This is a genomic window from Pseudomonas sp. GT1P32 (genome assembly GCF_054897805.1).
The window spans coordinates 5066979-5093318 of record NZ_CM142704.1 but is presented as its reverse complement, the minus strand read 5'-3'; the positions used below and the strand labels follow the sequence as shown (position 1 = coordinate 5093318).

Genomic DNA, 26340 nt, shown 5'->3' with positions numbered 1-26340 from the left:
CTTCGACTCCGTTACTTGTCAGCAACCTTGACAGTGATATGGCAAGACCGCTTGACGATGCGATCAGCACGGCCTTTGGCACGTGGCATGATTCGCTTCAGCGAACGCCCTTCGTTGACGAAAACGGTGCTGACTTTAAGGTCATCAACGTCTGCGCCTTCGTTATGCTCGGCGTTGGCTACGGCCGACTCCAGCACTTTCTTCATGATCTCGGCGGCTTTCTTACTGCTGAAAGCCAACAGGTTGAGCGCTTCGCCCACCTTCTTCCCGCGGATCTGGTCGGCGACCAAGCGGGCTTTCTGGGCGGAGATTCGAGCGCCCGACAACTTAGCGGCTACTTCCATTTCCTAACCCCTTAACGCTTGGCTTTCTTGTCTGCCACGTGCCCACGGTAAGTGCGGGTACCGGCAAACTCGCCCAGTTTGTGGCCGACCATGTCTTCGTTCACGAGAACTGGGACGTGGAGACGACCGTTGTGTACAGCGATGGTCAGACCGACCATTTGTGGCAGGATCATCGAACGACGCGACCAGGTTTTCACCGGTTTGCGATCGTTCTTTTCCGCCGCCACTTCGATCTTCTTCAGTAGGTGAAGATCGATAAAAGGACCTTTTTTCAGAGAACGTGGCACTGTCGTATCCCTCTATTTACTTGCGACGACGGACGATCATTTTGTCGGTACGCTTATTACCACGAGTCTTCGCGCCCTTAGTCGGGAAGCCCCATGGCGATACCGGATGACGACCACCAGAGGTACGACCTTCACCACCACCATGTGGGTGGTCAACCGGGTTCATGGCAACACCACGAACGGTTGGGCGAACGCCACGCCAGCGTTTAGCACCAGCTTTACCCAGCGAACGCAGGCTGTGCTCGGAGTTCGAGACTTCACCCAGGGTCGCGCGGCATTCAGCCAGCACTTTACGCATCTCACCAGAACGCAGACGCAGGGTCACGTAGACACCTTCACGAGCGATCAGCTGAGCCGAAGCACCAGCGGAACGAGCGATTTGCGCGCCTTTACCTGGCTTCAATTCGATGCCGTGTACGGTGCTACCAACTGGAATGCTGCGCAGCTGCAACTGGTTGCCTGGCTTGATCGGAGCCAAAGCACCCGAAATCAGCTGGTCACCAGCGTTCACGCCTTTAGGGGCAATGATGTAACGGCGTTCGCCGTCTGCGTACAACATAAGAGCAATGTGAGCAGTACGGTTTGGATCGTATTCGATACGCTCGACAGTGGCTGGAATGCCATCTTTGTCGTTGCGACGGAAATCGACCAGACGATAATGCTGCTTATGGCCACCACCGATGTGACGAGTGGTAATACGACCATTGTTGTTACGACCACCAGACTTCGATTTCTTCTCGAGCAGCGGTGCGTGAGGAGCGCCTTTATGCAGCTCCTGGTTGACCACCTTGACCACATGACGGCGGCCAGGGGAAGTCGGTTTGCATTTAACGATTGCCATGATGCACCCCTTCCTTACTCAGCACTGCTGCTGAAATCGAGATCTTGGCCTGGCTGAAGGGAGATAACTGCCTTCTTCCAGTCATTACGCTTGCCCAGACCGCGAGCGGTGCGCTTGCTCTTACCCAGAACGTTCAGGGTAGTAACACGCTCAACTTTCACGCTGAACAGGCTTTCGACGGCCTTCTTGATTTCCAGCTTGGTTGCATCAGTAGCAACCTTGAAAACGAACTGGCCTTTCTTGTCTGCCAGAACCGTAGCCTTCTCGGAAACGTGCGGGCCAAGCAGAACTTTAAATACGCGTTCCTGGTTCATCCCAGCAGCTCCTCGAATTTCTTCACGGCCGACACGGTGATCAACACCTTGTCGTATGCGATCAGACTAACTGGATCGGAACCTTGCACATCACGTACATCTACGTGCGGCAGGTTGCGAGCAGCCAGGTACAGGTTCTGATCAACAGCGTCCGACACGATCAGAACGTCGGTCAGGCTCATGTTGTTCAGCTTGCCCAGCAGGTCTTTGGTTTTCGGAGTTTCAACTGCGAAATCCTGAACCACGACCAGACGATCAGTACGCACCAGCTCAGCAAGGATGGAACGCATTGCTGCGCGATACATCTTCTTGTTCAGCTTCTGGGAGTGATCCTGAGGACGAGCTGCGAAAGTGGTACCGCCGCCACGCCAGATTGGGCTACGGATAGTACCAGCACGAGCACGGCCAGTACCTTTCTGACGCCATGGGCGCTTACCGCCACCACGAACGTCGGAACGGGTCTTTTGCTGCTTGCTACCTTGACGGCCGCCGGCCATGTAGGCCACGACTGCTTGGTGAACCAGCGTCTCGTTGAATTCGCCGCCAAATGTCAGTTCGGAAACTTCGATCGCTTGAGCGTCATTTACATTTAATTGCATGTCAGCTTCCCCTTAACCGCGAGCCTTGGCTGCTGGACGTACAACCAAGTTGCCGCCAGTAGCGCCAGGAACAGCGCCCTTGACCAACAACAGATTGCGTTCAGCGTCCACGCGCACTACTTCGAGGGACTGCACGGTCACGCGCTCAGCGCCCATATGACCGGACATTTTTTTGCCCTTGAATACACGACCAGGAGTCTGGCACTGGCCGATAGAGCCTGGAACGCGGTGGGACACGGAGTTACCGTGGGTATTATCTTGCCCGCGGAAGTTCCAACGCTTGATCGTACCCTGGAAGCCTTTACCTTTGGACTGACCGGTTACATCAACCAGTTGACCAGCGGCGAAGATTTCAGCGTTGATCAGATCGCCGGCCTGGTACTCGCCTTCTTCAAGACGGAATTCCATTACGGTACGACCAGCGGCAACGTTCGCTTTAGCGAAGTGGCCAGCCTGAGCAGCTGTAACACGCGAAGCACGACGCTCGCCTACAGTGACTTGCACTGCACGATAGCCATCGGTCTCTTCAGTTTTGAACTGGGTGACGCGATTCGGCTCGATCTCAATGACCGTGACCGGAATGGAGACACCTTCTTCGGTGAAAATACGGGTCATACCGCATTTACGACCGACTACACCAATAGTCATGTTGTAAACCTCATGAGTGTACGGGGCTTTCACCCGCTATGGCCGCCCATTTCAGAGCGTTACACGACTAAGACCGAGTCTTAGCCGAGGCTGATCTGCACTTCCACACCGGCCGCAAGATCAAGCTTCATAAGAGCATCAACGGTTTTATCCGTTGGCTGGACGATGTCCAGAACGCGCTTATGAGTACGGATCTCGTACTGGTCACGCGCGTCTTTGTTGACGTGCGGGGAGACCAGAACGGTGAACCGCTCTTTACGGGTAGGCAGTGGAATTGGACCACGCACTTGAGCACCAGTACGTTTCGCGGTTTCCACGATTTCCTGGGTGGATTGGTCGATCAGGCGATGGTCAAAAGCCTTCAACCTGATACGGATTTGCTGATTTTGCATTGGATTTCAGACTCCGGCTGCTATTCCCACCGGGCGCAATACGCCCGTTAAAAGGAGGCGCAATTCTATAGACGCCCCAGATAGGTGTCAACCCAATAAAAAAGCCCCCGCTAAGCGGGGGCTTTTTCAACTCATCAAAGCTTACTCAAAAAGAGCTTACTCGATGATTTTGGCTACGACGCCAGCGCCGACGGTACGACCGCCTTCACGGATAGCGAAACGCAGACCGTCTTCCATTGCGATGGTTTTGATCAGGGTAACAGTCATCTGAATGTTGTCACCTGGCATTACCATTTCAACGCCTTCTGGCAGCTCGCAGTTACCAGTCACGTCAGTAGTACGGAAGTAGAACTGTGGACGGTAGCCTTTGAAGAACGGAGTATGACGACCGCCTTCTTCCTTGCTCAGAACGTAAACTTCTGCGGTGAACTTGGTGTGCGGCTTAACCGAACCCGGCTTAACCAGAACCTGGCCACGCTCAACGTCGTCACGCTTGGTACCACGCAGCAGAACGCCGCAGTTCTCGCCAGCACGACCTTCGTCGAGCAGTTTGCGGAACATTTCAACACCGGTGCAGGTGGTGACGGTGGTGTCACGCAGACCAACGATTTCCAGTGGATCTTGAACGCGAACGATACCGCGCTCGATACGACCAGTCACAACAGTACCACGACCCGAGATCGAGAATACGTCTTCGATTGGCATCAGGAACGGCTTGTCGGTCAGACGAACTGGCTCTGGGATGTAGCTGTCCAGAGTTTCCACCAGCTTCTTAACAGCAGTGGTACCCATTTCGTTATCGTCAAGACCTTCAAGAGCCATACGAGCAGAACCGATGATGATCGGAGTGTCGTCGCCCGGGAAGTCGTAAGTGCTCAGCAGATCGCGCACTTCCATCTCAACCAGTTCCAGCAGCTCAGCGTCGTCTACCAGGTCAGCCTTATTCAGGAAAACCACGATGTACGGAACGCCTACCTGACGGGACAGCAGGATGTGCTCACGGGTTTGTGGCATCGGACCATCAGCGGCCGAGCAAACCAGGATTGCGCCGTCCATCTGTGCAGCACCGGTGATCATGTTCTTCACATAGTCAGCGTGACCTGGGCAGTCAACGTGAGCGTAGTGACGGATCTTCGAGTTGTACTCAACGTGCGCGGTGTTGATGGTGATACCACGAGCCTTTTCTTCTGGAGCGCTGTCGATTTTGTCGAAAGCAACAACAGCCGAACCGAAAACTTCGGAGCAGACGCGAGTCAGAGCAGCAGTCAGAGTGGTTTTACCATGGTCAACGTGACCGATGGTGCCAACGTTGACGTGCGGAAGGGAACGATCAAATTTTTCTTTAGCCACGACAATTAACTCCTAGCCTAAAGGACTGAATCAGCCTTGTTTTTTGGTTACAGTTTCGACGATGTGCGACGGAGCTGTATTGTATTTTTTGAATTCCATAGAGTAGCTTGCGCGACCTTGGGACATGGAACGAACGTCGGTCGCATAACCGAACATCTCGCCCAACGGAACCTCGGCACGAATTACTTTACCGGAAACCGTATCTTCCATACCCAGGATCATGCCGCGACGACGGTTAAGGTCGCCCATCACGTCACCCATATAGTCTTCAGGTGTAACAACCTCTACAGCCATGATCGGCTCAAGCAACTCACCACCGCCCTTCTGGGCCAGTTGCTTGGTCGCCATGGAAGCAGCCACCTTAAACGCCATCTCGTTCGAGTCGACGTCATGGTAGGAACCATCAAACACGGTAGCCTTCAGGCCGATCAGCGGATAGCCGGCAACAACGCCGTTCTTCATCTGCTCTTCGATACCCTTCTGGATAGCCGGGATGTATTCCTTAGGAACCACACCACCCACTACTTCGTTCAGGAATTGCAGACCTTCCTGACCTTCGTCAGCAGGAGCAAAACGAATCCAGCAATGACCGAACTGGCCACGACCGCCGGACTGACGAACGAACTTGCCTTCAATTTCGCAGCTCTTCGTGATGCGCTCACGGTACGAAACTTGAGGCTTACCGATGTTGGCTTCGACGTTGAACTCACGGCGCATCCGGTCAACCAGGATGTCCAGGTGCAACTCGCCCATGCCGGAGATGATCGTTTGACCAGTCTCTTCATCAGTCTTGACGCGGAAAGAAGGGTCTTCCTGAGCAAGCTTGCCCAGAGCGATACCCATTTTTTCCTGGTCGTCCTTGGTCTTAGGCTCTACGGCAACCGAAATAACCGGCTCCGGGAAGTCCATGCGAACCAGGATGATTGGCTTGTCAGCGTTGCACAAAGTCTCACCAGTGGTGACGTCCTTCATGCCGATCAAGGCCGCGATGTCACCAGCGCGAACTTCCTTGATCTCTTCGCGGGCGTTTGCGTGCATTTGCACCATACGACCCACACGCTCTTTCTTGCCTTTAACCGAGTTGATCACGCCGTCGCCGGAGGCCAACACGCCCGAGTAAACTCGAACAAAGGTCAAGGTACCCACGAATGGGTCGGTAGCGATCTTGAACGCCAGAGCCGAGAACGGCTCGCTGTCGTCTGCGTGACGCTCCATTTCCTTGGTCTCGTCATCCGGGTCAGTACCCTTGATGGCAGGAATGTCGGTAGGAGCAGGCAGGTAGTCGATAACGGCGTCGAGAACCAGGGGAACACCCTTGTTCTTGAAGGAAGAACCGCAAACAGCCAGAACGATCTCGCCAGCAATAGTACGCTGACGCAGAGCGGCCTTGATTTCCGCGTTGGTGAGTTCTTCACCTTCGAGGTACTTGTTCATCAGCTCTTCGCTGGCTTCAGCCGCAGCTTCAATCATGTTGCTGCGCCACTCGTCAGCCAATTCCTGCAATTCAGCAGGGATAGGCTCGCGACGTGGAGTCATGCCTTTGTCAGCATCATTCCAGTAAACAGCTTCCATGGACATCAGGTCGATCTGACCCTGGAAGTTGTCTTCGGAACCGATAGCCAACTGAATTGGCACCGGGGTGTGACCCAGACGCTGCTTGATCTGACCGATCACGCGCAGGAAGTTTGCACCAGCACGATCCATCTTGTTTACGTAAACAAGACGTGGAACGCCGTACTTGTTGGCCTGACGCCATACGGTTTCCGACTGAGGCTCAACACCCGAGGTACCGCAGAACACAACGACCGCGCCGTCGAGAACACGCAGGGAACGCTCAACTTCAATAGTGAAGTCAACGTGGCCCGGGGTGTCGATGACGTTGAAGCGATACTGATCTTTGTGCTGCTTCTCGGAACCCTGCCAGAAGGCGGTAATAGCAGCAGAAGTAATGGTAATACCACGCTCCTGCTCCTGCACCATCCAGTCTGTGGTCGCGGCGCCGTCATGCACCTCGCCCATTTTGTGACTTTTGCCGGTGTAAAAAAGGACGCGCTCGGTGGTGGTGGTTTTACCAGCATCCACGTGAGCAACGATACCAATGTTACGGTAGCGATTAATCGGTGTTGTACGAGCCATAAAGCCCTCGCAAAATTAGTGACGCTAAAATTAGAAGCGGTAGTGCGAGAAAGCTTTGTTAGCTTCAGCCATACGGTGCACGTCTTCACGCTTCTTAACTGCAGCACCTTTACCTTCAGCAGCGTCCAACAGTTCGCCAGCCAAACGCAGAGCCATAGACTTCTCGCCGCGCTTACGGGCGAAGTCTACCAACCAGCGCATTGCCAGAGCGTTACGACGGGACGGACGAACTTCGACCGGAACCTGGTAAGTAGCACCGCCTACACGGCGCGACTTTACTTCGACCAGCGGAGCGATGGCGTCGAGAGCTTTCTCGAAGATTTCCAGGGGGTCGCTGTTCTTGCGTTCTTTAACCTTCTCCAGCGCGCCATAAACGATACGCTCGGCAACGGCTTTCTTGCCGCTTTCCATCACGTGGTTCATGAACTTGGCCAGGATTTGGCTTCCGTATTTTGGATCGTCAAGCACTTCGCGCTTGGCTGCTACGCGTCTTCTTGGCATGGATAAGCCCTCAAACGGTCTTCAGGTTCGCTCGGAATCGGTGCCCTTTCGGGACGCCTCCGACCTTACTCTTATCGACTCAGAAAAATAGATGATTCAGTTTTTACAAAAAGCCACTGCTACTTAGGCTTCTTGGTACCGTACTTCGAACGACCTTGGTTACGACCTTTAACGCCGGAAGTATCCAAAGAGCCGCGAACGGTGTGGTAACGAACACCTGGCAAGTCTTTTACACGACCGCCGCGGATCAGTACCACGCTGTGCTCTTGCAGGTTGTGGCCTTCACCGCCGATGTACGAGGAAACCTCGAAACCGTTGGTCAGACGCACACGGCATACTTTACGCAGTGCCGAGTTAGGTTTTTTCGGCGTAGTGGTATACACACGGGTGCATACGCCACGACGTTGCGGGCAGTTCTGCAGCGCAGGTACGTCGGATTTCTCGACGATACGCTTACGCGGCTGACGTACCAGCTGGTTGATAGTTGCCATCTACTAGCTCCACTGTTGTCTTGCGACGCTATTGTCTTGCAAGAAAAGCAAAATGGCAGGAACGAATTCCCGCCAAATTTAGGGGTACAAGAGTCTAAAGAGGATCTTGCCCCCAGTCAAGACAAGGCCCCGACCTTCCCGCTCATCCAACCTCGACAATATGTCTTGATTCGATGAACGGAACGATCAGGGCCTTGGCTCATTTATCGCAGAACTCAGTTACCGCTCGAGTTCAGCGCTTCGGTCAGTGCAGCTTCCACTTCACTGGCGCTTACGCGCAACGGTTTGTCAGCATCACGACGGCGTTTACGCTCGCTGTGATAAGCCAGACCGGTACCAGCCGGGATCAGTCGACCCACGACCACGTTTTCTTTCAGGCCGCGCAGGTAATCGCGCTTGCCGGTTACCGCCGCTTCGGTCAGTACACGAGTGGTTTCCTGGAAGGAAGCCGCCGAGATGAACGATTCGGTGGACAACGACGCCTTGGTAATACCCAGCAGCACGCGAGTGAACTTGGAAACGAATTTCTCGTCGCCAGCCAGGCGCTCGTTCTCTACCAGTACGTGAGTCAATTCCATCTGGTCGCCCTTGATGAAACTGGAATCGCCGGATTCAGCGATTTCAACTTTACGCAGCATCTGACGCAGGATGGTCTCGATGTGCTTGTCGTTGATCTTCACGCCTTGCAGACGGTAAACGTCCTGGATCTCGTTCACGATGTACTTGGCCAGCGCACTTACACCCAGCAGACGCAGGATGTCGTGTGGATCGCTCGGGCCGTCGGAGATAACTTCGCCGCGGTTTACCTGTTCGCCTTCGAAGACGTTCAGGTGACGCCACTTCGGAATCAGCTCTTCGTACGGATCGCTACCGTCGTTCGGAGTGATGACCAGACGGCGCTTGCCTTTGGTCTCTTTACCGAACGCGATGGTGCCGCTGACTTCAGCCAGAATCGAGGCTTCTTTCGGACGACGGGCTTCGAACAAGTCGGCAACACGCGGCAGACCACCGGTGATGTCACGGGTCTTCGAAGTCTCTTGCGGAATACGAGCGATAACATCACCGATCGCGATTTTCGCACCGTCCGCAACACCGACCAGGGCGTTGGCCGGCAGGAAGTACTGAGCGATAACGTCAGTGCCTGGCAGCAACAGATCCTTGCCGTTGTCATCAACCATCTTCACAGCAGGACGGATATCTTTACCGGCAGCTGGACGGTCTTTGGCGTCGAGAACTTCAATGTTGGTCATACCGGTCAATTCGTCAGTCTGACGCTTGATCGTGATGCCTTCTTCCATGCCCACGTAGGTCACGGTACCTTTCATTTCGGTAACGATTGGGTGAGTGTGCGGATCCCACTTGGCCACGATTGCGCCAGCGTCGACCTTGTCACCCTCTTTAACCGAAATCACAGCACCGTACGGCAGCTTGTAGCGCTCGCGCTCACGACCGAAGTCATCAGCGATCGCCAGCTCACCGGAACGGGACACAGCAACCAGGCAACCATCCACTCGCTCAACGTGCTTCAGGTTGTGCAGACGGACGGTACCGCCATTCTTCACCTGAACGCTGTCAGCTGCGGAGGTCCGGCTTGCCGCACCACCGATGTGGAACGTACGCATGGTCAGCTGGGTACCCGGCTCACCGATGGACTGGGCAGCGATAACGCCGACCGCTTCACCGATGTTCACCTGGTGACCACGAGCCAAGTCACGGCCGTAGCACTTGGCACAAATGCCGTAGCGGGTTTCGCAGCTGATCGGCGAACGCACGATCACTTCGTCGATGCTGTTCAGCTCGATGAACTCGACCCACTTCTCGTCTACCAGGGTGCCGGCAGGAACGATAACTTCCTCGGTACCTGGCTTGAATACGTCACGAGCAATGACACGACCCAATACGCGCTCACCCAACGGCTCAACAACGTCACCGCCTTCAATGTGCGGAGTCATTACCAAGCCATGTTCGGTGCCGCAATCGATCTCGGTCACAACCAGATCCTGCGCCACGTCTACCAGACGACGAGTCAGGTAACCGGAGTTCGCAGTTTTCAACGCGGTATCCGCCAAACCTTTACGAGCACCGTGAGTCGAGATGAAGTACTGAAGTACGCTCAAACCTTCACGGAAGTTCGCAGTAATCGGCGTTTCGATGATGGAACCGTCCGGCTTGGCCATCAGACCACGCATACCGGCGAGCTGACGGATCTGCGCAGCAGAACCCCGTGCGCCCGAGTCGGCCATCATGTACATCGAGTTGAAGGACTCTTGGTCGACTTCGACGCCATGACGGTCGATGACTTTCTCTTTCGAGAGGTTGGCCATCATCGCCTTGGAAACTTCGTCGTTCGCCTTGGACCAAAGGTCGATCACTTTGTTGTACTTCTCGCCCTGGGTTACCAGGCCGGAGGCGTACTGACTTTCGATCTCTTTCACTTCGTCGGTAGCAGCACCGATGATGCGGGCTTTTTCATCCGGGATAACGAAGTCGTTAACACCGATGGAAACGCCGGAAATAGTCGAATAGGCAAAACCGGTGTACATCAACTGGTCAGCGAAGATCACGGTCTCTTTCAAACCAACCACGCGATAGCACTGGTTGATCAGCTTGGAGATCGCCTTTTTCTTCATCGGCAGGTTGACGACGTCGTACGACAGACCCTTTGGTACAACTTGATACAGCAATGCACGGCCGACTGTAGTGTCGACGATACGAGTGCCGCTCACGCTGCCACCGTCACGGTCGTTGACGGTTTCGTTGATCCGCACTTTGACTTTTGCGTGCAGTGCGGCTTCGCCGGCACGGAACACACGGTCAACTTCCTGCAGATCCGCGAACACACGACCTTCGCCCTTGGCGTTGATCGCTTCACGAGTCATGTAGTACAGACCCAATACAACGTCCTGCGAAGGAACGATGATTGGCTCACCGTTGGCTGGCGACAGAATGTTGTTGGTCGACATCATCAACGCACGCGCTTCCAACTGGGCTTCCAGTGTCAGCGGTACGTGCACGGCCATTTGGTCGCCGTCGAAGTCGGCGTTGTACGCAGCACAGACCAGAGGGTGCAGCTGGATAGCCTTGCCTTCGATCAGTACTGGTTCAAACGCCTGGATACCCAGACGGTGAAGGGTCGGTGCACGGTTGAGAAGCACTGGGTGTTCGCGGATAACTTCAGCGAGAACGTCCCAAACTTCCGGCAGCTCACGCTCGACCATCTTCTTGGCGGCTTTGATGGTGGTAGCGAGACCACGCATTTCCAGCTTGCCGAAAATGAACGGCTTGAACAGCTCGAGAGCCATTTTCTTCGGCAGACCGCACTGGTGCAGACGCAGGGTCGGACCTACGGTAATTACCGAACGACCCGAGTAGTCAACACGCTTACCGAGCAAGTTCTGACGGAAACGACCTTGCTTACCCTTGATCATGTCAGCCAGGGATTTCAGAGGACGCTTGTTGGAACCAGTGATAGCGCGGCCACGACGACCGTTGTCGAGCAGTGCATCGACGGCTTCCTGCAACATACGCTTTTCGTTACGTACGATGATGTCCGGAGCGGACAGATCGAGCAGACGCTTCAAGCGGTTGTTACGGTTGATCACTCGACGATACAGGTCGTTGAGGTCGGAAGTCGCGAAGCGACCGCCATCCAGCGGGACCAGTGGACGCAGATCTGGCGGCAGAACCGGCAGAACGGTCAGCACCATCCATTCTGGAAGGTTGCCGGAACCCTGGAAGGCTTCCATCAACTTCAGACGCTTGGACAGCTTCTTGATTTTGGTTTCGGAGTTGGTTTGCGGAATTTCTTCACGCAGACGGCCAATCTCGTGTTCCAGGTCGATAGCGTGCAGCAGTTCACGGACAGCTTCGGCACCCATACGGGCATCGAAATCGTCGCCGAACTCTTCCAGCGCTTCGAAGTACTGCTCGTCGTTCAGCAGCTGACCTTTTTCAAGGGTGGTCATGCCTGGATCGATAACGACATAGCTCTCGAAATAGAGAACGCGTTCGATATCACGCAGGGTCATGTCCATCAGCAAACCGATACGCGACGGCAGCGATTTCAGGAACCAGATGTGGGCAACTGGCGAGGCCAGTTCGATGTGCGCCATGCGCTCACGACGAACTTTAGCCAGCGCGACTTCAACGCCGCACTTCTCGCAGATCACACCACGGTGCTTCAAGCGCTTGTACTTACCGCACAGGCACTCGTAATCCTTTACCGGGCCAAAGATCTTGGCGCAGAACAGGCCGTCACGCTCAGGTTTGAACGTACGGTAGTTGATGGTTTCCGGCTTTTTAACTTCACCGAACGACCACGAACGGATCATCTCAGGCGATGCCAATCCAATACGGATGGCGTCGAACTCTTCGACTTGACCCTGGTTTTTCAGCAAATTCAGTAGGTCTTTCAAGGCCTTTCCTCCTGGCGGAGCAGAGAGCGGGCAATCCTGCCCCGCTCTCGATTCGCGTCACGTGTTATTCGGTTTCCAGATCGATATCGATGCCGAGGGAACGAATTTCCTTGATCAACACGTTGAAGGACTCGGGCATGCCCGGCTCCATACGGTGATCGCCATCCACGATGTTTTTGTACATCTTGGTACGGCCGTTCACATCGTCCGACTTCACTGTGAGCATTTCTTGCAGAGTGTAAGCGGCACCGTATGCTTCCAGTGCCCAGACCTCCATCTCCCCGAAACGCTGACCACCGAACTGCGCCTTACCACCCAGCGGCTGCTGGGTAACCAGGCTGTACGAACCGGTAGAACGAGCGTGCATCTTGTCGTCTACCAAGTGGTTCAGCTTCAGCATGTACATGTAGCCAACAGTAACCGGGCGCTCGAACTTGTTGCCGGTACGGCCGTCGGTCAGTTGCATCTGGCCGCTTTCTGGCAGGTCTGCCAGTTTCAGCATGGCCTTGATTTCGCTTTCCTTGGCGCCGTCGAACACTGGAGTGGCCATTGGAACGCCGCCACGCAGGTTCTTCGCCAGATCCAGGATTTCCTGGTCGGAGAAGCTATCCAGATCTTCGTTGCGACCGCCGATCTCGTTGTAGATCTCGTGCAGGAACTTGCGAAGATCGGCGACTTTGCGCTGTTCTTCGATCATCCGGTTGATCTTCTCGCCCAGACCTTTGGCCGCGAGGCCCAGGTGGGTTTCAAGGATCTGACCAACGTTCATACGCGAAGGTACGCCCAACGGGTTGAGGACGACGTCGACCGGGGTGCCATTGGCATCGTGCGGCATGTCTTCAACCGGCATGATCACGGAGACCACACCTTTGTTACCGTGACGACCGGCCATCTTGTCGCCCGGCTGGATGCGGCGACGTATTGCCAGGTAAACCTTGACGATTTTCAGCACGCCTGGAGCCAGGTCATCGCCCTGCTGCAGTTTGCGCTTCTTGTCTTCGAACTTGTCGTCCAGCAGACGGCGGCGATCAACGATGTAGGCCTGAGCCTTCTCGAGTTGCTCGTTCAGAGCATCTTCAGCCATGCGCAATTTGAACCACTGACCATGCTCAAGACCGTCGAGAACTTCGTCGGTGATGTCCTGACCTTTCTTCAGACCGGCGCCGCCTTCGGCTTTATGGCCGACCAGAGCGGAACGCAGACGTTCGAAAGTGGCGCCTTCAACGATACGGAACTCTTCGTTCAGGTCCTTGCGGATCTCGTCGAGTTGAGTCTTCTCGATCGACAGTGCACGAGCATCACGCTCAACGCCGTCGCGGGTGAAGACTTGTACGTCGATGACAGTACCCTTGGTACCGGTAGGTACACGCAGGGAAGTGTCTTTAACGTCGCTGGCTTTTTCACCGAAGATCGCACGCAGCAGTTTTTCTTCCGGAGTCAGTTGGGTCTCGCCTTTCGGAGTGACCTTACCGACCAGAATGTCGCCTGCGCCAACTTCAGCACCTACGTAAACGATACCGGCTTCGTCCAGCTTGTTCAGTGCAGCTTCACCCACGTTAGGGATGTCTGCAGTGATTTCCTCAGGCCCAAGCTTGGTGTCACGTGCCACACAGGTCAGTTCCTGAATGTGGATCGTGGTAAAGCGATCTTCCTGAACAACACGCTCGGACAGGCAGATGGAGTCTTCGAAGTTGAAGCCGTTCCATGCCATGAACGCGATGCGCATGTTCTGACCCAGAGCCAGCTCACCCATGTCGGTGGACGGACCATCGGCCATGATGTCGCTGCGCTGGACCCGATCACCTTTACGCACCAGCGGACGCTGGTTGATGCAGGTGTTCTGGTTAGAGCGGGTGTATTTGGTCAGGTTGTAGATGTCGACACCAGCTTCGCCGGTTTCAACTTCGTCATCAGCAACACGAACCACGATACGGCTGGCGTCCACGGAATCGATAACGCCGCCACGACGAGCCACGACGCAAACGCCGGAGTCACGAGCTACGTTACGCTCCATGCCGGTACCGACCAGCGGCTTGTCAGCGCGCAGTGTTGGTACAGCTTGACGCTGCATGTTCGAACCCATCAACGCACGGTTGGCGTCGTCGTGCTCGAGGAACGGGATCAGCGACGCTGCAACCGAAACTACCTGCTTCGGCGATACGTCCATCAAGGTGACGTCTTCCGGCGCCTTGACGGTGAACTCGTTCAAGTGACGAACGGCTACCAGCTCATCGATCAGCACTTTCTTGTCGTTCATCGTGGCCGAAGCCTGAGCGATCACGTGATCAGCTTCTTCGATGGCGGACAGGAACACGATCTCGTCAGTGACCAGAGCGTCTTTCACCACGCGGTACGGGCTTTCGAGGAAGCCGTACTGGTTGGTGCGCGCATAGGCGGCCAGGGAGTTGATCAGACCGATGTTCGGACCTTCCGGCGTTTCGATCGGGCATACACGACCGTAGTGAGTCGGGTGTACGTCACGAACTTCAAAGCCGGCACGCTCACGAGTCAAACCGCCAGGACCGAGTGCAGACACACGACGCTTGTGGGTGATCTCGGACAGCGGGTTGTTCTGGTCCATGAACTGGGACAGCTGGCTGGAACCGAAGAACTCTTTCACCGCCGCAGCCACTGGCTTGGCGTTGATCAGGTCTTGCGGCATCAGGCCTTCGCTTTCAGCCATCGACAGACGCTCTTTGACCGCACGTTCAACACGTACCAGGCCAACGCGGAACTGGTTCTCGGCCATTTCGCCTACGCAGCGAACACGACGGTTACCCAGGTGGTCGATGTCATCGACGATGCCTTTGCCGTTACGGATGTCGACCAGAGTCTTCAGAACCGCGACGATGTCTTCTTTGCACAACACGCCCGAACCTTCGATCTCGGTACGACCGATACGACGGTTGAACTTCATCCGGCCGACCGCAGACAGGTCATAGCGCTCAGGGCTGAAGAACAGGTTGTTGAACAGAGTCTCGGCAGCGTCTTTGGTTGGCGGCTCGCCTGGACGCATCATGCGATAGATCTCTACCAGCGCTTCCAATTGGTTGCTGGTGGAGTCGATCTTCAGGGTGTCGGAGACGAACGGACCGCAGTCGATATCGTTGGTGTACAGAGTTTCGATGCGGACAACCTGAGCCTTGGCGATTTTTGCCAGGATCTCGGTGTTCAGCTCGGTGTTGCACTCTGCCAGGATTTCGCCGGTTGCCGGATGCACGATGACCTTGGCGGTAGTGCGACCCAAGACGTAGTCCAGAGGCACTTGCAGCTCTTTGATCCCGGCTTTTTCCAGCTGGTTGATGTGGCGAGCGGTGATACGACGACCTTGCTCGACAATAACCTTGCCTTTGTCATCCAGGATATCCAGGACAGCAATTTCACCACGCAGGCGCTGGGGCACCAGTTCCAGGCTGAGGTTTTCACCTTGCACGTGGAAGACGTTGGTGGTGTAGAACGCGTCGAGCACTTCTTCAGTGGTATAGCCGAGCGCGCGCAGCAGTACCGATGCAGGCAGCTTGCGACGACGGTCGATACGCACGAACACGCAGTCTTTCGGATCGAACTCGAAGTCCAACCACGAACCGCGGTAAGGAATGATGCGCGCGGAGTACAGCAGTTTGCCGGAGCTGTGCGTCTTGCCACGGTCGTGGTCGAAGAACACGCCCGGGGAACGGTGCAGCTGGGAAACGATTACACGCTCGGTACCGTTGATTACGAAGGTACCGTTCTCAGTCATCAGGGGGATTTCACCCATGTAGACTTCTTGCTCTTTGATGTCCTTGATCGCTTTGTTCGACGATTCTTTGTCGAAAATGATCAGGCGCACTTTTACCCGCAAAGGTACGGCGTAAGTTACACCGCGCAATACGCATTCTTTGACATCAAATGCCGGTTCGCCCAGGCGATAACCGACGTACTCCAGCGCAGCATTGCCGGAGTAGCTGATGATCGGGAAAACGGATTTGAAGGCCGCATGCAGGCCCACGTCGCGGAACTGATCTTTAGTCGCTCCCGCTTGCAAGAATTCACGATACGAATCCAGCTGGATGGCCAGGAGGTACGGCACATCCATGACGTCCGGCAACTTGCTAAAGTCCTTGCGGATACGTTTTTTCTCAGTATATGAGTAAGCCATCAGCGTTCCCCAGCTTGGTCACCTGCTTGTTTGGCCCCTCCCGACGGGAGCAGCCAGAAAATCGTGCAAACCCCATGGTTTGCGCCACCGCATCGGGTGGTTACAACTCGTTATCAGCACCGACCCAGTCGGCTGCCAATAACGGAAAAAGGCCGGTGGCAAGAGCCACCAGCCATCAGCCTTTCGCTTTACGCTCGGGCTGGAGGAGCAAAGTCGATGCTTACTTCAGCTCGACTTTAGCGCCTGCTTCTTCCAGTACTGCTTTGGCTTTGTCAGCTGCGTCTTTGGCAACAGCTTCCAGAACCATGGCAGGAGCGCCGTCAACTACAGCCTTGGCTTCTTTCAGGCCCAGACCGGTCAGTTCACGTACAGCCTTGATCACGTTAACTTTCTTCTCGCCAGCTTCGGTCAGCATGACGTTGAATTCGGTTTGCTCTTCAACAACGGCGGCAGCAGCAGCTGGACCAGCCGATGCAGCAGCAGCGGTAACACCGAAGGTTTCTTCCATCGCTTTGATCAGCTCAACGATTTCCACTACGGATTTCTGGCCGATTGCTTCGATGATTTGTTCGTTAGTCAGAGACATGACTCAATTCCTGAATTGGGGGATAGCCTGCAGGCCATCGAAATAAACAAAAATACGCGAGAGATGAAACGCTCAGCCTCAGGCTGCAGCAGCTTCTTTCTGGTCGCGAATTGCCGCCAGAGTACGAGCCAATTTGCTGGTTGCGCCTTGAATCACGCTCATCAGCTGAGAAATTGCTTCGTCACGGGTCGGCAGAGTTGCCAGTACGTCGATTTGGTTAGCTGCGAGGAACTTGCCCTCGAACGCAGCTGCCTTGATCTCGAACTTGTCCTGACCTTTTGCGAATTCCTTGAAGATACGAGCAGCAGCGCCCGGATGTTCGTTGGAGAATGCAATCAAGGTCGGGCCGGTGAACACGTCGTTGAGAACACTGTATTCAGTGTCGGCAACAGCGCGCTTGAGCAGGGTGTTACGTACAACACGTACGTAAACGCCAGCTTCACGAGCCTCTTTACGGAGTCCGGTCATTGCGCCTACTGTTACGCCACGGGCATCAACCACGACAGCGGACAGAGCGACTTTGGCAGCCTCGTTGACTTCAGCGACGATGGCCTTCTTGTCTTCGAGTTTAATTGCCACGGGTTTAACTCCTGCTTGTTACCGTTTCATCCAGCCGGAGCCGGATGTCGTTTTGGTGTCTGATTCGGTAAGGAACCGGGAGCACCATCTGCGTAGGCTTGAGGTTTAAGACTTGCGTCGCCTACGGTCTTGGATAGCCCCCGCCAGGCAGGGACCCCAATCTTTCAATTGGCGCAATCGCTTGCGCCAATCTGTGTCTTACGCGTCGAGCGAGCTTTGGTCGATGACCAGACCTGGACCCATAGTGGTGCTCAGGGTAACGCGCTTGACGTAAATGCCTTTCGAGGAAGCTGGCTTGATACGCTTCAGATCAGCGATCAGGGCTTCAACGTTTTCCTTCAGCTTGACGGCGTCGAAGCCAATCTTGCCAACGGAAGTGTGGATGATGCCGTTTTTGTCGGTGCGATAACGAACCTGACCAGCCTTGGCGTTTTTAACCGCGGTAGCTACGTCTGGAGTTACGGTGCCGACTTTAGGGTTAGGCATCAGGCCACGTGGACCGAGGATCTGACCCAACTGACCTACAACGCGCATTGCATCCGGGGATGCGATAACTACGTCATAGTTCAGGTCGCCGCCTTTCATTTCGGCAGCCAGGTCGTCCATACCTACACGGTCAGCGCCGGCAGCCAGAGCGGCCTCAGCAGCTGGACCCTGGGTGAACACAGCAACGCGAACGGTCTTGCCAGTACCGTGCGGCAGCACAGTAGCGCTACGAACGACCTGGTCGGATTTACGCGGGTCAACACCCAGGTTCACAGCAACGTCAAACGACTCGCTGAACTTGACAGTCGACAGCTCAGCCAGCAGAGCAGCAGCGTCTACAAAGTTGTAGGACTTGCCTGCTTCGATTTTGCCGGCGATAGCCTTTTGACGCTTGGTCAACTTAGCCATTACACACCCTCCACGTTAAGGCCCATGCTACGAGCAGAACCGGCGATGGTACGCACGGCTGCTTCCATATCAGCTGCAGTCAGATCCGCGTTTTTAACTTTCGCGATTTCTTCCAGCTGAGCACGAGTCACAGTGCCAACCTTAACGGTGTTCGGACGAGCGGAACCGCTAGTCAGACCAGCCGCCTTCTTCAGCAGAACCGAAGCAGGGGTGGATTTGGTTTCGAAAGTGAAGCTACGGTCGCTGTAGACAGTGATGATCACTGGAGTCGGCAGACCTGGCTCAATACCCTGAGTACGGGCGTTGAAAGCCTTGCAGAATTCCATGATGTTCACGCCGTGCTGACCCAGAGCAGGACCAACAGGTGGGCTTGGGTTAGCCTGAGCGGCCTTCACTTGCAGCTTGATGTAAGCGGTAATCTTCTTGGCCATGAGGCACTCCAATTACGGGTTCGAACGCCTCGAAAGGCTCCCCGGTTACTTGCGCGTTTATCCCAGTGACGACAAAACCCCACAGCCTAGGGCTGCGGGGTTGGGATGCTTGTTCAGCTAGACTTTTTCGACCTGGCTGAACTCTAGCTCTACCGGAGTAGAGCGACCGAAAATGAGCACTGCCACCTGGATCCGGCTCTTTTCGTAGTTAACTTCTTCGACCGTGCCGGTAAAGTCGGCAAACGGCCCGTCGTTGACGCGCACCGACTCACCAGGCTCGAACAACGTCTTCGGCTTTGGCTTATCGCTACCATCAGCGACACGACGCAGAATCGCTTCTGCCTCTTTGTCTGTGATTGGTGCAGGCTTATCAGCGGTACCGCCAATGAAACCCATCACCCGAGGAGTATCCTTGACCAAGTGCCAAGTCCCCTCATTCATGTCCATCTGAACCAGCACGTAACCTGGGAAGAACTTGCGCTCGCTTTTGCGTTTCTGGCCATTACGCATTTCCACCACTTCTTCAGTGGGAACCAGAATTTCGCCAAAGCCATCTTCCATGCCAGCCAGCTTTACGCGCTCTACCAACGAGCGCATGACATGCTTCTCGTAACCGGAGTAAGCATGCACAACGTACCAACGCTTAGCCACGGGACACCCTTAGCCGACAATCAAGGAAACAAGCCAGCCGAGCAGGGAATCAAGCCCCCACAACAGCAACGCCATAACCAACACAACAGCGACAACGATCAACGTGGTCTGCGTGGTTTCTTGGCGAGTTGGCCATACGACTTTACGAATCTCGGTGCGAGCTTCCTTAACCAGTACAAAGAAAGACTTGCCTTTGACTGTCTGCAGACCTACGAAGGCAGCCACAGCAGCAATGACAAGCAATGCAAGTACGCGGTACAGGATCGGCGAAGCAGAGTAATACTGATTACCAACAACGCCAACAACCACCAAAGCGACTACTACTAGCCACTTGAGCAGATCGAAGCGAGAGCCTTGAGCTTCAGCTTTAGGAGTCATCTATGAAGATCCTGTGAAAAGAAAGCCAGACACACCAAGTGAATCTGGCAGGTCAGGAGGGAATCGAACCCCCAACCTACGGTTTTGGAGACCGTCGCTCTGCCAATTGAGCTACTGACCTAAAACAAATCAGGCCGACCATTATGCCGACCCAAAAAAGACATTACAACAATTTACTCGACAGCCTTGATTCAACACCAAAACCGCCCGAGCGATCACTCGACAACAACAACACGACGCGATCGCAACCATTAAAACAAAGGCAGATATTTTCATATCTGCCTTGTTATATGGAGCTCTTGAGCGGATTTGAACCGCTGACCTCACCCTTACCAAGGGTGTGCTCTACCAACTGAGCTACAAGAGCGTAACACTTTGCAGGACCTGCAAACTTGGAGCGGGTAGCGGGAATCGAACCCGCATCATCAGCTTGGAAGGCTGAGGTTCTACCACTAAACTATACCCGCGAGGCTTGCAGCTCTCGCTAAAAATGGTGGAGGGGGAAGGATTCGAACCTTCGAAGTCGTAGACGTCAGATTTACAGTCTGATCCCTTTGGCCGCTCGGGAACCCCTCCTAAGCGAGCCGGCATTCTATATCATGCCAGCCTTCTGTCAAGCATTTTCTCATTAAAAACCTGAGGTTAGCTGCGCTGACATCGCCTCGTAGTGTTTACCGTTAAAGGCGTTCACTGCGAAGCGGGCGCCATTCTATTCAAACTATTCAGCGGGTGCAACCCCCTCGCACGGCATTATTTTATGTTTTAACTCATTGAATTCTCTAGAAAGGTTTTGCAGCTGAACCTCACCCAGCCAACGCCGGCTTTCAGGGGCGATCCGAACCCAATAACCCGCGAATTCAGGATGATCCTTTGGCAGGAGCTGATACTTGATTTCCATGCCATTCAAGCGCCGCTCAACGGCCTGAACCGCATCCTGACGAGCAAAACCACCCAAGTACAAACAGCTATTGTCCGGCAGAGCAGCCTTCCCCTTATCAAGGACCGGATCAGCCGCCTCGCTCAACAAGCGAATATCCTGCTGCCCTCCCCTATACAAACTCAAAGGAGTGACATCCTTCGCGCGCAGAGGAGCCTCTTGTTGGTGCCAGATGTAATAGAACACATTCAAAACAAGCAGCAGCAGAAACAACCAACGCATAAGTACCTCAGGACAAAGGACATGCCATAGCCAAACCCACAAATACCAGGTCCGGAACCACTCTAGCCTCTGGCACAATCTCAGAAACCAACCCTGCATCCCCACCGGTCAGAAACACGGAGAAATCTGCCCCCCAGTAGCTACGCGCAAGCTCCAGCTGGGTCAGAACAAAGCCTCTAAGCATCAGCGAGCAGCCCCGCTCAACCGCTTCGACGGTTGTGCGACCCGGAATGAGACTTTCCATGGCGCGCTCAGCCGCCAGATCCCCATAACGAATTTTACGGGTATGGGTGCGCAATTGATTTCGCATCAATGGCATTCCCGGACAAATAAACCCCCCGAGATGCTCTCCATCACCGGCAACGAAATCCGCAGTGACAGCAGTACCAAAATCAAGCACCAGGCATGCACCTGACGCTAATTGGAACCCCCCAAGCATCGCCAGCCAACGATCGAGCCCCAGGCGTTCGAACTCTTCATAGCCATTGCGAACCCCCGACATTTCGCGAGCGGGCGCAGCGCAAACTACTGACACTCCGAAAGTATCGGTCAGCAGAGCAATCAGGGCACTGGTCTCCTCTGCCGTTCGGACACTGACCAATCGGCAAAACTTGAGGGCGAGCCCCTTGAGCGCGCTCAAACTCTCCAGCAGTGCAAGATTGGAGTCGACGACGCCCTCGCCGACCGCCTGGCGAGCATCAGCTTCAAGCACACGCCACTTGATAAAACTGTTTCCGCAGTCGAGCTCAAGAATCATCACGCAACCTCAAGCTGAGCTCACCACCACTAAAGACTTTTTCCACACCACCCACCTTCAAGCGCAGAGCACCCTGACTATCAATACCCAGCACCTCGCCATCTATGTGGTTAACTCCGGCGATCAACGACACCGCCCGACCCTGCCACAGATGGTTCTGCTCCCACTCTGCCTGGATAGCGGAAAATCCGTCGACTTGATGTCGACTCAAATAAACCTGGAGCATCTGCCCCAACTGCGCGACCAAGTGATTGCGATCGAATGTCCGCCCCGACTCAAGCCGCAAGGACGTCCACTGCTGATCAACCTCGTCGGTCATCTGCATGTTCACATTGATCCCGACACCCAGAACCACATGGCACACATCAGCAGGATCGCCTACCAACTCAAGCAGTATCCCCGCGAGCTTTTTTTGACCAACCAGAACATCGTTGGGCCATTTCAAGCCTGCATCTGATACGCCCAGCGCTCGCAAGGTTTGCAAGACAGCAAGTCCAACAACAAGGCTCAAGCCTTCCAACTGGCGCATGCCACCGTCAATACGCAGCACCAGACTGTAATAGATATTTTCCGCGAAAGGACTCACCCACTTACGCCCACGGCGCCCACGGCCAGACGTCTGCCGCTCGGCAAGCACAAGAAATGGCGCTACCTGACCGCGCTCTATTGCACGCAGCGCCTCGGCGTTAGTGGAGTCAATTGAATCGAAAACCAGAATGGGCCAATTACAAGAAGGCGCCTGCTCTGCTATTGCGACAGAGTCGAGCAGTGTCAACGGCGAGGCCAATTGATAACCACGCCCACGCACCTTGTGGATAGACAAGCCAAGCTCAGCCTCTAGAAGCTGAAGCTGCTTCCACACAGCACTCCGACTGACACCTAAAGCGGCGCCCAGGGCCTGACCTGAATGGAATCGGCCGTCCTTAAGAAGCTTTAACAACGTCAGCATGCAAGTCCCGCCTCACAATGAGGCCCGCATGATAGCCATGCCTTGAGCCGTTGCATAGAAACCGTACCAGGCAGATTTTTCTGCGGACAAAACAAAACCCCAACTGCTTTCGCAATTGGGGTTTCGGAATTTAATCTTGACGATGACCTACTCTCACATGGGGAAACCCCACACTACCATCGGCGATGCATCGTTTCACTGCTGAGTTCGGGATGGGATCAGGTGGTTCCAATGCTCTATGGTCGTCAAGAAATTCTTGAGCTGACGCGTCTTGCGACGTTCCAGCGAATTGGGTATGCGATAGTTTGTGTGTTGCTCTCGAACTTTCGGTTCATTGCGTCTTCACACACCGCAATCTGATGCTCTTTCGAGTAGTCAAATTGCTTGGGTGTTATATGGTCAAGCCTCACGGGCAATTAGTATTGGTTAGCTCAACGCCTCACAGCGCTTACACACCCAACCTATCAACGTCGTAGTCTTCGACGGCCCTTCAGGGGACTCAAGGTCCCAGTGAGATCTCATCTTGAGGCTAGTTTCCCGCTTAGATGCTTTCAGCGGTTATCTATTCCGAACATAGCTACCCGGCAATGCCACTGGCGTGACAACCGGAACACCAGAGGTTCGTCCACTCCGGTCCTCTCGTACTAGGAGCAGCCCCTCTCAAATCTCAAACGTCCACGGCAGATAGGGACCGAACTGTCTCACGACGTTCTAAACCCAGCTCGCGTACCACTTTAAATGGCGAACAGCCATACCCTTGGGACCGGCTTCAGCCCCAGGATGTGATGAGCCGACATCGAGGTGCCAAACACCGCCGTCGATATGAACTCTTGGGCGGTATCAGCCTGTTATCCCCGGAGTACCTTTTATCCGTTGAGCGATGGCCCTTCCATACAGAACCACCGGATCACTAAGACCTACTTTCGTACCTGCTCGACGTGTCTGTCTCGCAGTCAAGCGCGCTTTTGCCTTTATACTCTACGACCGATTTCCGACCGGTCTGAGCGCACCTTCGTACTCCTCCGTTACTCTTTAGGAGGAGACCGCCCCAGTCAAACTACCCACCATACACTGTCCTCGATCCGGATAACGGACCTGAGTTAGAACCTCAAAGTTGCCAGGGTGGTATTTCAAGGTTGGCTCCACGCGAACTGGCGTCCACGCTTCAAAGCCTCCCACCTATCCTACACAAGCAAATTCAAAGTCCAGTGCAAAGCTATAGTAAAGGTTCACGGGGTCTTTCCGTCTAGCCGCGGATACACTGCATCTTCACAGCGATTTCAATTTCACTGAGTCTCGGGTGGAGACAGCGCCGCCATCGTTACGCCATTCGTGCAGGTCGGAACTTACCCGACAAGGAATTTCGCTACCTTAGGACCGTTATAGTTACGGCCGCCGTTTACCGGGGCTTCGATCAAGAGCTTCGCGTTAGCTAACCCCATCAATTAACCTTCCGGCACCGGGCAGGCGTCACACCCTATACGTCCACTTTCGTGTTTGCAGAGTGCTGTGTTTTTAATAAACAGTCGCAGCGGCCTGGTATCTTCGACCGGCATGAGCTTACGGAGCAAGTCCTTCACCCTCACCGGCGCACCTTCTCCCGAAGTTACGGTGCCATTTTGCCTAGTTCCTTCACCCGAGTTCTCTCAAGCGCCTTGGTATTCTCTACCCAACCACCTGTGTCGGTTTGGGGTACGGTTCCTGGTTACCTGAAGCTTAGAAGCTTTTCTTGGAAGCATGGCATCAACCACTTCGTGTTCTAAAAGAACACTCGTCATCAGCTCTCGGCCTTAGAATCCCGGATTTACCTAAGATTCCAGCCTACCACCTTAAACTTGGACAACCAACGCCAAGCTGGCCTAGCCTTCTCCGTCCCTCCATCGCAATAACCAGAAGTACAGGAATATTAACCTGTTTTCCATCGACTACGCTTTTCAGCCTCGCCTTAGGGACCGACTAACCCTGCGTCGATTAACGTTGCGCAGGAAACCTTGGTCTTTCGGCGTGGGTGTTTTTCACACCCATTGTCGTTACTCATGTCAGCATTCGCACTTCTGATACCTCCAGCAAGCTTCTCAACTCACCTTCACAGGCTTACAGAACGCTCCTCTACCGCATCACCTAAGTGATACCCGTAGCTTCGGTGTATGGTTTGAGCCCCGTTACATCTTCCGCGCAGGCCGACTCGACTAGTGAGCTATTACGCTTTCTTTAAAGGGTGGCTGCTTCTAAGCCAACCTCCTAGCTGTCTAAGCCTTCCCACATCGTTTCCCACTTAACCATAACTTTGGGACCTTAGCTGACGGTCTGGGTTGTTTCCCTTTTCACGACGGACGTTAGCACCCGCCGTGTGTCTCCCATGCTCGGCACTTGTAGGTATTCGGAGTTTGCATCGGTTTGGTAAGTCGGGATGACCCCCTAGCCGAAACAGTGCTCTACCCCCTACAGTGATACATGAGGCGCTACCTAAATAGCTTTCGAGGAGAACCAGCTATCTCCGAGCTTGATTAGCCTTTCACTCCGATCCACAGGTCATCCGCTAACTTTTCAACGGTAGTCGGTTCGGTCCTCCAGTTAGTGTTACCCAACCTTCAACCTGCCCATGGATAGATCGCCCGGTTTCGGGTCTATTCCCAGCGACTAGACGCCCTATTAAGACTCGCTTTCGCTACGCCTCCCCTATTCGGTTAAGCTCGCCACTGAAAATAAGTCGCTGACCCATTATACAAAAGGTACGCAGTCACCCAACAAAGTGGGCTCCCACTGCTTGTACGCATACGGTTTCAGGATCTATTTCACTCCCCTCTCCGGGGTTCTTTTCGCCTTTCCCTCACGGTACTAGTTCACTATCGGTCAGTCAGTAGTATTTAGCCTTGGAGGATGGTCCCCCCATATTCAGACAAAGTTTCTCGTGCTCCGTCCTACTCGATTTCATGACTAAGAGATTTTCGCGTACAGGGCTATCACCCACTATGGCCGCACTTTCCAGAGCGTTCCGCTAATCTCAAAGCCACTTAAGGGCTAGTCCCCGTTCGCTCGCCACTACTAAGGGAATCTCGGTTGATTTCTTTTCCTCAGGGTACTTAGATGTTTCAGTTCCCCTGGTTCGCTTCTTAAGCCTATGTATTCAGCTTAAGATACCTAACTTATGTTAGGTGGGTTCCCCCATTCAGACATCTCCGGATCAAAGTCTGTTTGCCGACTCCCCGAAGCTTTTCGCAGGCTACCACGTCTTTCATCGCCTCTGACTGCCAAGGCATCCACCGTATGCGCTTCTTCACTTGACCATATAACCCCAAGCAATCTGGTTATACTGTGAAGACGACATTCGCCGAAAATTCGCGATTAAACTCACAAATTTTACCTTAGCCTGAATAAACACCAGTGAAAGTGCTATCCAGTCTATCTTTCTATCACATACCCAAATTTTTAAAGAACGATCTAGCCAAAGACTAGAAATCAACATTCACCACCATCACGATGGAATGCTCATTTCTAAG

General features: G+C 54.3%; 22 protein-coding genes, 4 tRNA genes and 2 rRNA genes. All 28 read right to left on the bottom strand.

Features of this window, described 5'->3' with window-relative positions:
* Nucleotides 1-11 precede the first annotated feature (11 nt).
* The gene (gene rplV, locus ACYZUC_RS23305; protein ID WP_003103908.1) at nt 12-344 is read right to left on the bottom strand and encodes a 50S ribosomal protein L22; all 333 of its coding nucleotides are present in this window, start codon (nt 342-344) and stop codon (nt 12-14) included.
* Nucleotides 345-355: 11 nt separating this feature from the next.
* Nucleotides 356-631, bottom strand: a complete 276-nt coding sequence (gene rpsS / locus ACYZUC_RS23300; protein ID WP_003232420.1) for a 30S ribosomal protein S19 — start codon at nt 629-631, stop codon at nt 356-358.
* 16 nt (nt 632-647) lie between these two features.
* Complete coding sequence (rplB, locus tag ACYZUC_RS23295) at nt 648-1472, bottom strand: 50S ribosomal protein L2 (protein WP_008030897.1); 825 nt, start codon at nt 1470-1472, stop codon at nt 648-650.
* 14 nt (nt 1473-1486) lie between these two features.
* Nucleotides 1487-1786 (bottom strand): 50S ribosomal protein L23, encoded by a 300-nt coding sequence (rplW, locus tag ACYZUC_RS23290; RefSeq protein WP_002555488.1) that lies wholly within the window; start codon nt 1784-1786, stop codon nt 1487-1489.
* On the bottom strand, nt 1783-2385 hold the full coding sequence (rplD, locus tag ACYZUC_RS23285; protein WP_003228735.1) for a 50S ribosomal protein L4: 603 nt from the start codon (nt 2383-2385) through the stop codon (nt 1783-1785). The genes rplW and rplD overlap by 4 nt, the downstream gene beginning before the upstream one ends.
* A gap of 12 nt (nt 2386-2397) precedes the next feature.
* The gene (gene rplC / locus ACYZUC_RS23280; RefSeq protein WP_003186059.1) at nt 2398-3033 is read right to left on the bottom strand and encodes a 50S ribosomal protein L3; all 636 of its coding nucleotides are present in this window, start codon (nt 3031-3033) and stop codon (nt 2398-2400) included.
* Nucleotides 3034-3113: 80 nt separating this feature from the next.
* A complete protein-coding gene (gene rpsJ / locus ACYZUC_RS23275; protein WP_003186070.1) occupies nt 3114-3425 on the bottom strand; it encodes a 30S ribosomal protein S10 in 312 nt (103 codons plus the stop codon).
* Between the two features lie 156 nt (nt 3426-3581).
* Nucleotides 3582-4775, bottom strand: a complete 1194-nt coding sequence (gene tuf / locus ACYZUC_RS23270) for an elongation factor Tu (protein ID WP_150634595.1) — start codon at nt 4773-4775, stop codon at nt 3582-3584.
* Nucleotides 4776-4805: 30 nt separating this feature from the next.
* Complete coding sequence (gene fusA, locus ACYZUC_RS23265) at nt 4806-6911, bottom strand: elongation factor G (protein WP_008030893.1); 2106 nt, start codon at nt 6909-6911, stop codon at nt 4806-4808.
* A gap of 30 nt (nt 6912-6941) precedes the next feature.
* The gene (gene rpsG / locus ACYZUC_RS23260) at nt 6942-7412 is read right to left on the bottom strand and encodes a 30S ribosomal protein S7 (RefSeq protein WP_002555493.1); all 471 of its coding nucleotides are present in this window, start codon (nt 7410-7412) and stop codon (nt 6942-6944) included.
* Between the two features lie 119 nt (nt 7413-7531).
* Nucleotides 7532-7903: a 30S ribosomal protein S12 gene (rpsL, locus tag ACYZUC_RS23255; protein WP_002555494.1), complete on the bottom strand. Its 372-nt coding sequence runs from the start codon at nt 7901-7903 to the stop codon at nt 7532-7534.
* 215 nt (nt 7904-8118) lie between these two features.
* Nucleotides 8119-12318 carry a DNA-directed RNA polymerase subunit beta' gene (rpoC, locus tag ACYZUC_RS23250; protein WP_461990655.1) on the bottom strand — a complete coding sequence of 1400 codons (4200 nt, stop codon included), beginning with the start codon at nt 12316-12318 and terminating at the stop codon, nt 8119-8121.
* 64 nt (nt 12319-12382) lie between these two features.
* A complete protein-coding gene (rpoB, locus tag ACYZUC_RS23245) occupies nt 12383-16456 on the bottom strand; it encodes a DNA-directed RNA polymerase subunit beta (RefSeq protein ID WP_461990653.1) in 4074 nt (1357 codons plus the stop codon).
* A gap of 220 nt (nt 16457-16676) precedes the next feature.
* Nucleotides 16677-17042, bottom strand: coding sequence for a 50S ribosomal protein L7/L12 (gene rplL / locus ACYZUC_RS23240; RefSeq protein WP_461990651.1), 366 nt, complete (start codon nt 17040-17042; stop codon nt 16677-16679).
* Between the two features lie 78 nt (nt 17043-17120).
* Nucleotides 17121-17621, bottom strand: coding sequence for a 50S ribosomal protein L10 (gene rplJ, locus ACYZUC_RS23235; RefSeq protein WP_038981297.1), 501 nt, complete (start codon nt 17619-17621; stop codon nt 17121-17123).
* 198 nt (nt 17622-17819) lie between these two features.
* Complete coding sequence (gene rplA / locus ACYZUC_RS23230; protein ID WP_008041297.1) at nt 17820-18515, bottom strand: 50S ribosomal protein L1; 696 nt, start codon at nt 18513-18515, stop codon at nt 17820-17822.
* A complete protein-coding gene (gene rplK, locus ACYZUC_RS23225) occupies nt 18515-18946 on the bottom strand; it encodes a 50S ribosomal protein L11 (protein WP_008030880.1) in 432 nt (143 codons plus the stop codon). The genes rplA and rplK overlap by 1 nt, the downstream gene beginning before the upstream one ends.
* A gap of 117 nt (nt 18947-19063) precedes the next feature.
* On the bottom strand, nt 19064-19597 hold the full coding sequence (gene nusG / locus ACYZUC_RS23220; RefSeq protein WP_007896622.1) for a transcription termination/antitermination protein NusG: 534 nt from the start codon (nt 19595-19597) through the stop codon (nt 19064-19066).
* A gap of 9 nt (nt 19598-19606) precedes the next feature.
* Nucleotides 19607-19975, bottom strand: coding sequence for a preprotein translocase subunit SecE (gene secE / locus ACYZUC_RS23215; protein WP_007896620.1), 369 nt, complete (start codon nt 19973-19975; stop codon nt 19607-19609).
* Between the two features lie 45 nt (nt 19976-20020).
* A tRNA-Trp gene (locus ACYZUC_RS23210) sits at nt 20021-20096 on the bottom strand.
* A gap of 170 nt (nt 20097-20266) precedes the next feature.
* A tRNA-Thr gene (locus tag ACYZUC_RS23205) sits at nt 20267-20342 on the bottom strand.
* Between the two features lie 26 nt (nt 20343-20368).
* A tRNA-Gly gene (locus tag ACYZUC_RS23200) sits at nt 20369-20442 on the bottom strand.
* 24 nt (nt 20443-20466) lie between these two features.
* Nucleotides 20467-20551: transfer RNA gene (locus ACYZUC_RS23195), tRNA-Tyr, on the bottom strand.
* Nucleotides 20552-20693: 142 nt separating this feature from the next.
* Complete coding sequence (locus tag ACYZUC_RS23190) at nt 20694-21134, bottom strand: hypothetical protein (protein ID WP_461990648.1); 441 nt, start codon at nt 21132-21134, stop codon at nt 20694-20696.
* 7 nt (nt 21135-21141) lie between these two features.
* Entirely contained in the window at nt 21142-21891 is a 750-nt protein-coding gene (locus ACYZUC_RS23185) for a pantothenate kinase (protein ID WP_461990646.1), read from the bottom strand.
* Nucleotides 21881-22840 carry a bifunctional biotin--[acetyl-CoA-carboxylase] ligase/biotin operon repressor BirA gene (gene birA, locus ACYZUC_RS23180; RefSeq protein WP_461990644.1) on the bottom strand — a complete coding sequence of 320 codons (960 nt, stop codon included), beginning with the start codon at nt 22838-22840 and terminating at the stop codon, nt 21881-21883. Before birA ends, ACYZUC_RS23185 begins: the two co-directional genes overlap by 11 nt.
* Before the next feature lie 134 nt (nt 22841-22974).
* Nucleotides 22975-23090, bottom strand: a 5S ribosomal RNA gene (gene rrf, locus ACYZUC_RS23175).
* Between the two features lie 145 nt (nt 23091-23235).
* Nucleotides 23236-26127, bottom strand: a 23S ribosomal RNA gene (locus ACYZUC_RS23170).
* Nucleotides 26128-26340 lie beyond the last annotated feature (213 nt).

What these genes read in the sequence shown, in the direction of transcription:
- rplV (WP_003103908.1), bottom strand. Translation starts at nt 344, where the DNA reads ATGGAAGTAGCCGCTAAGTTGTCGGGCGCTCGAATCTCCGCCCAGAAA.
- rplB (WP_008030897.1), bottom strand. Translation starts at nt 1,472, where the DNA reads ATGGCAATCGTTAAATGCAAACCGACTTCCCCTGGCCGCCGTCATGTG.
- rplW (WP_002555488.1), bottom strand. Translation starts at nt 1,786, where the DNA reads ATGAACCAGGAACGCGTATTTAAAGTTCTGCTTGGCCCGCACGTTTCC.
- rplD (WP_003228735.1), bottom strand. Translation starts at nt 2,385, where the DNA reads ATGCAATTAAATGTAAATGACGCTCAAGCGATCGAAGTTTCCGAACTG.
- rplC (WP_003186059.1), bottom strand. Translation starts at nt 3,033, where the DNA reads ATGACTATTGGTGTAGTCGGTCGTAAATGCGGTATGACCCGTATTTTC.
- rpsJ (WP_003186070.1), bottom strand. Translation starts at nt 3,425, where the DNA reads ATGCAAAATCAGCAAATCCGTATCAGGTTGAAGGCTTTTGACCATCGC.
- fusA (WP_008030893.1), bottom strand. Translation starts at nt 6,911, where the DNA reads ATGGCTCGTACAACACCGATTAATCGCTACCGTAACATTGGTATCGTT.
- rpsG (WP_002555493.1), bottom strand. Translation starts at nt 7,412, where the DNA reads ATGCCAAGAAGACGCGTAGCAGCCAAGCGCGAAGTGCTTGACGATCCA.
- rpsL (WP_002555494.1), bottom strand. Translation starts at nt 7,903, where the DNA reads ATGGCAACTATCAACCAGCTGGTACGTCAGCCGCGTAAGCGTATCGTC.
- rpoB (WP_461990653.1), bottom strand. Translation starts at nt 16,456, where the DNA reads ATGGCTTACTCATATACTGAGAAAAAACGTATCCGCAAGGACTTTAGC.
- rplL (WP_461990651.1), bottom strand. Translation starts at nt 17,042, where the DNA reads ATGTCTCTGACTAACGAACAAATCATCGAAGCAATCGGCCAGAAATCC.
- rplA (WP_008041297.1), bottom strand. Translation starts at nt 18,515, where the DNA reads ATGGCTAAGTTGACCAAGCGTCAAAAGGCTATCGCCGGCAAAATCGAA.
- rplK (WP_008030880.1), bottom strand. Translation starts at nt 18,946, where the DNA reads ATGGCCAAGAAGATTACCGCTTACATCAAGCTGCAAGTGAAGGCCGCT.
- secE (WP_007896620.1), bottom strand. Translation starts at nt 19,975, where the DNA reads ATGACTCCTAAAGCTGAAGCTCAAGGCTCTCGCTTCGATCTGCTCAAG.
- ACYZUC_RS23190 (WP_461990648.1), bottom strand. Translation starts at nt 21,134, where the DNA reads ATGCGTTGGTTGTTTCTGCTGCTGCTTGTTTTGAATGTGTTCTATTAC.
- ACYZUC_RS23185 (WP_461990646.1), bottom strand. Translation starts at nt 21,891, where the DNA reads ATGATTCTTGAGCTCGACTGCGGAAACAGTTTTATCAAGTGGCGTGTG.
- birA (WP_461990644.1), bottom strand. Translation starts at nt 22,840, where the DNA reads ATGCTGACGTTGTTAAAGCTTCTTAAGGACGGCCGATTCCATTCAGGT.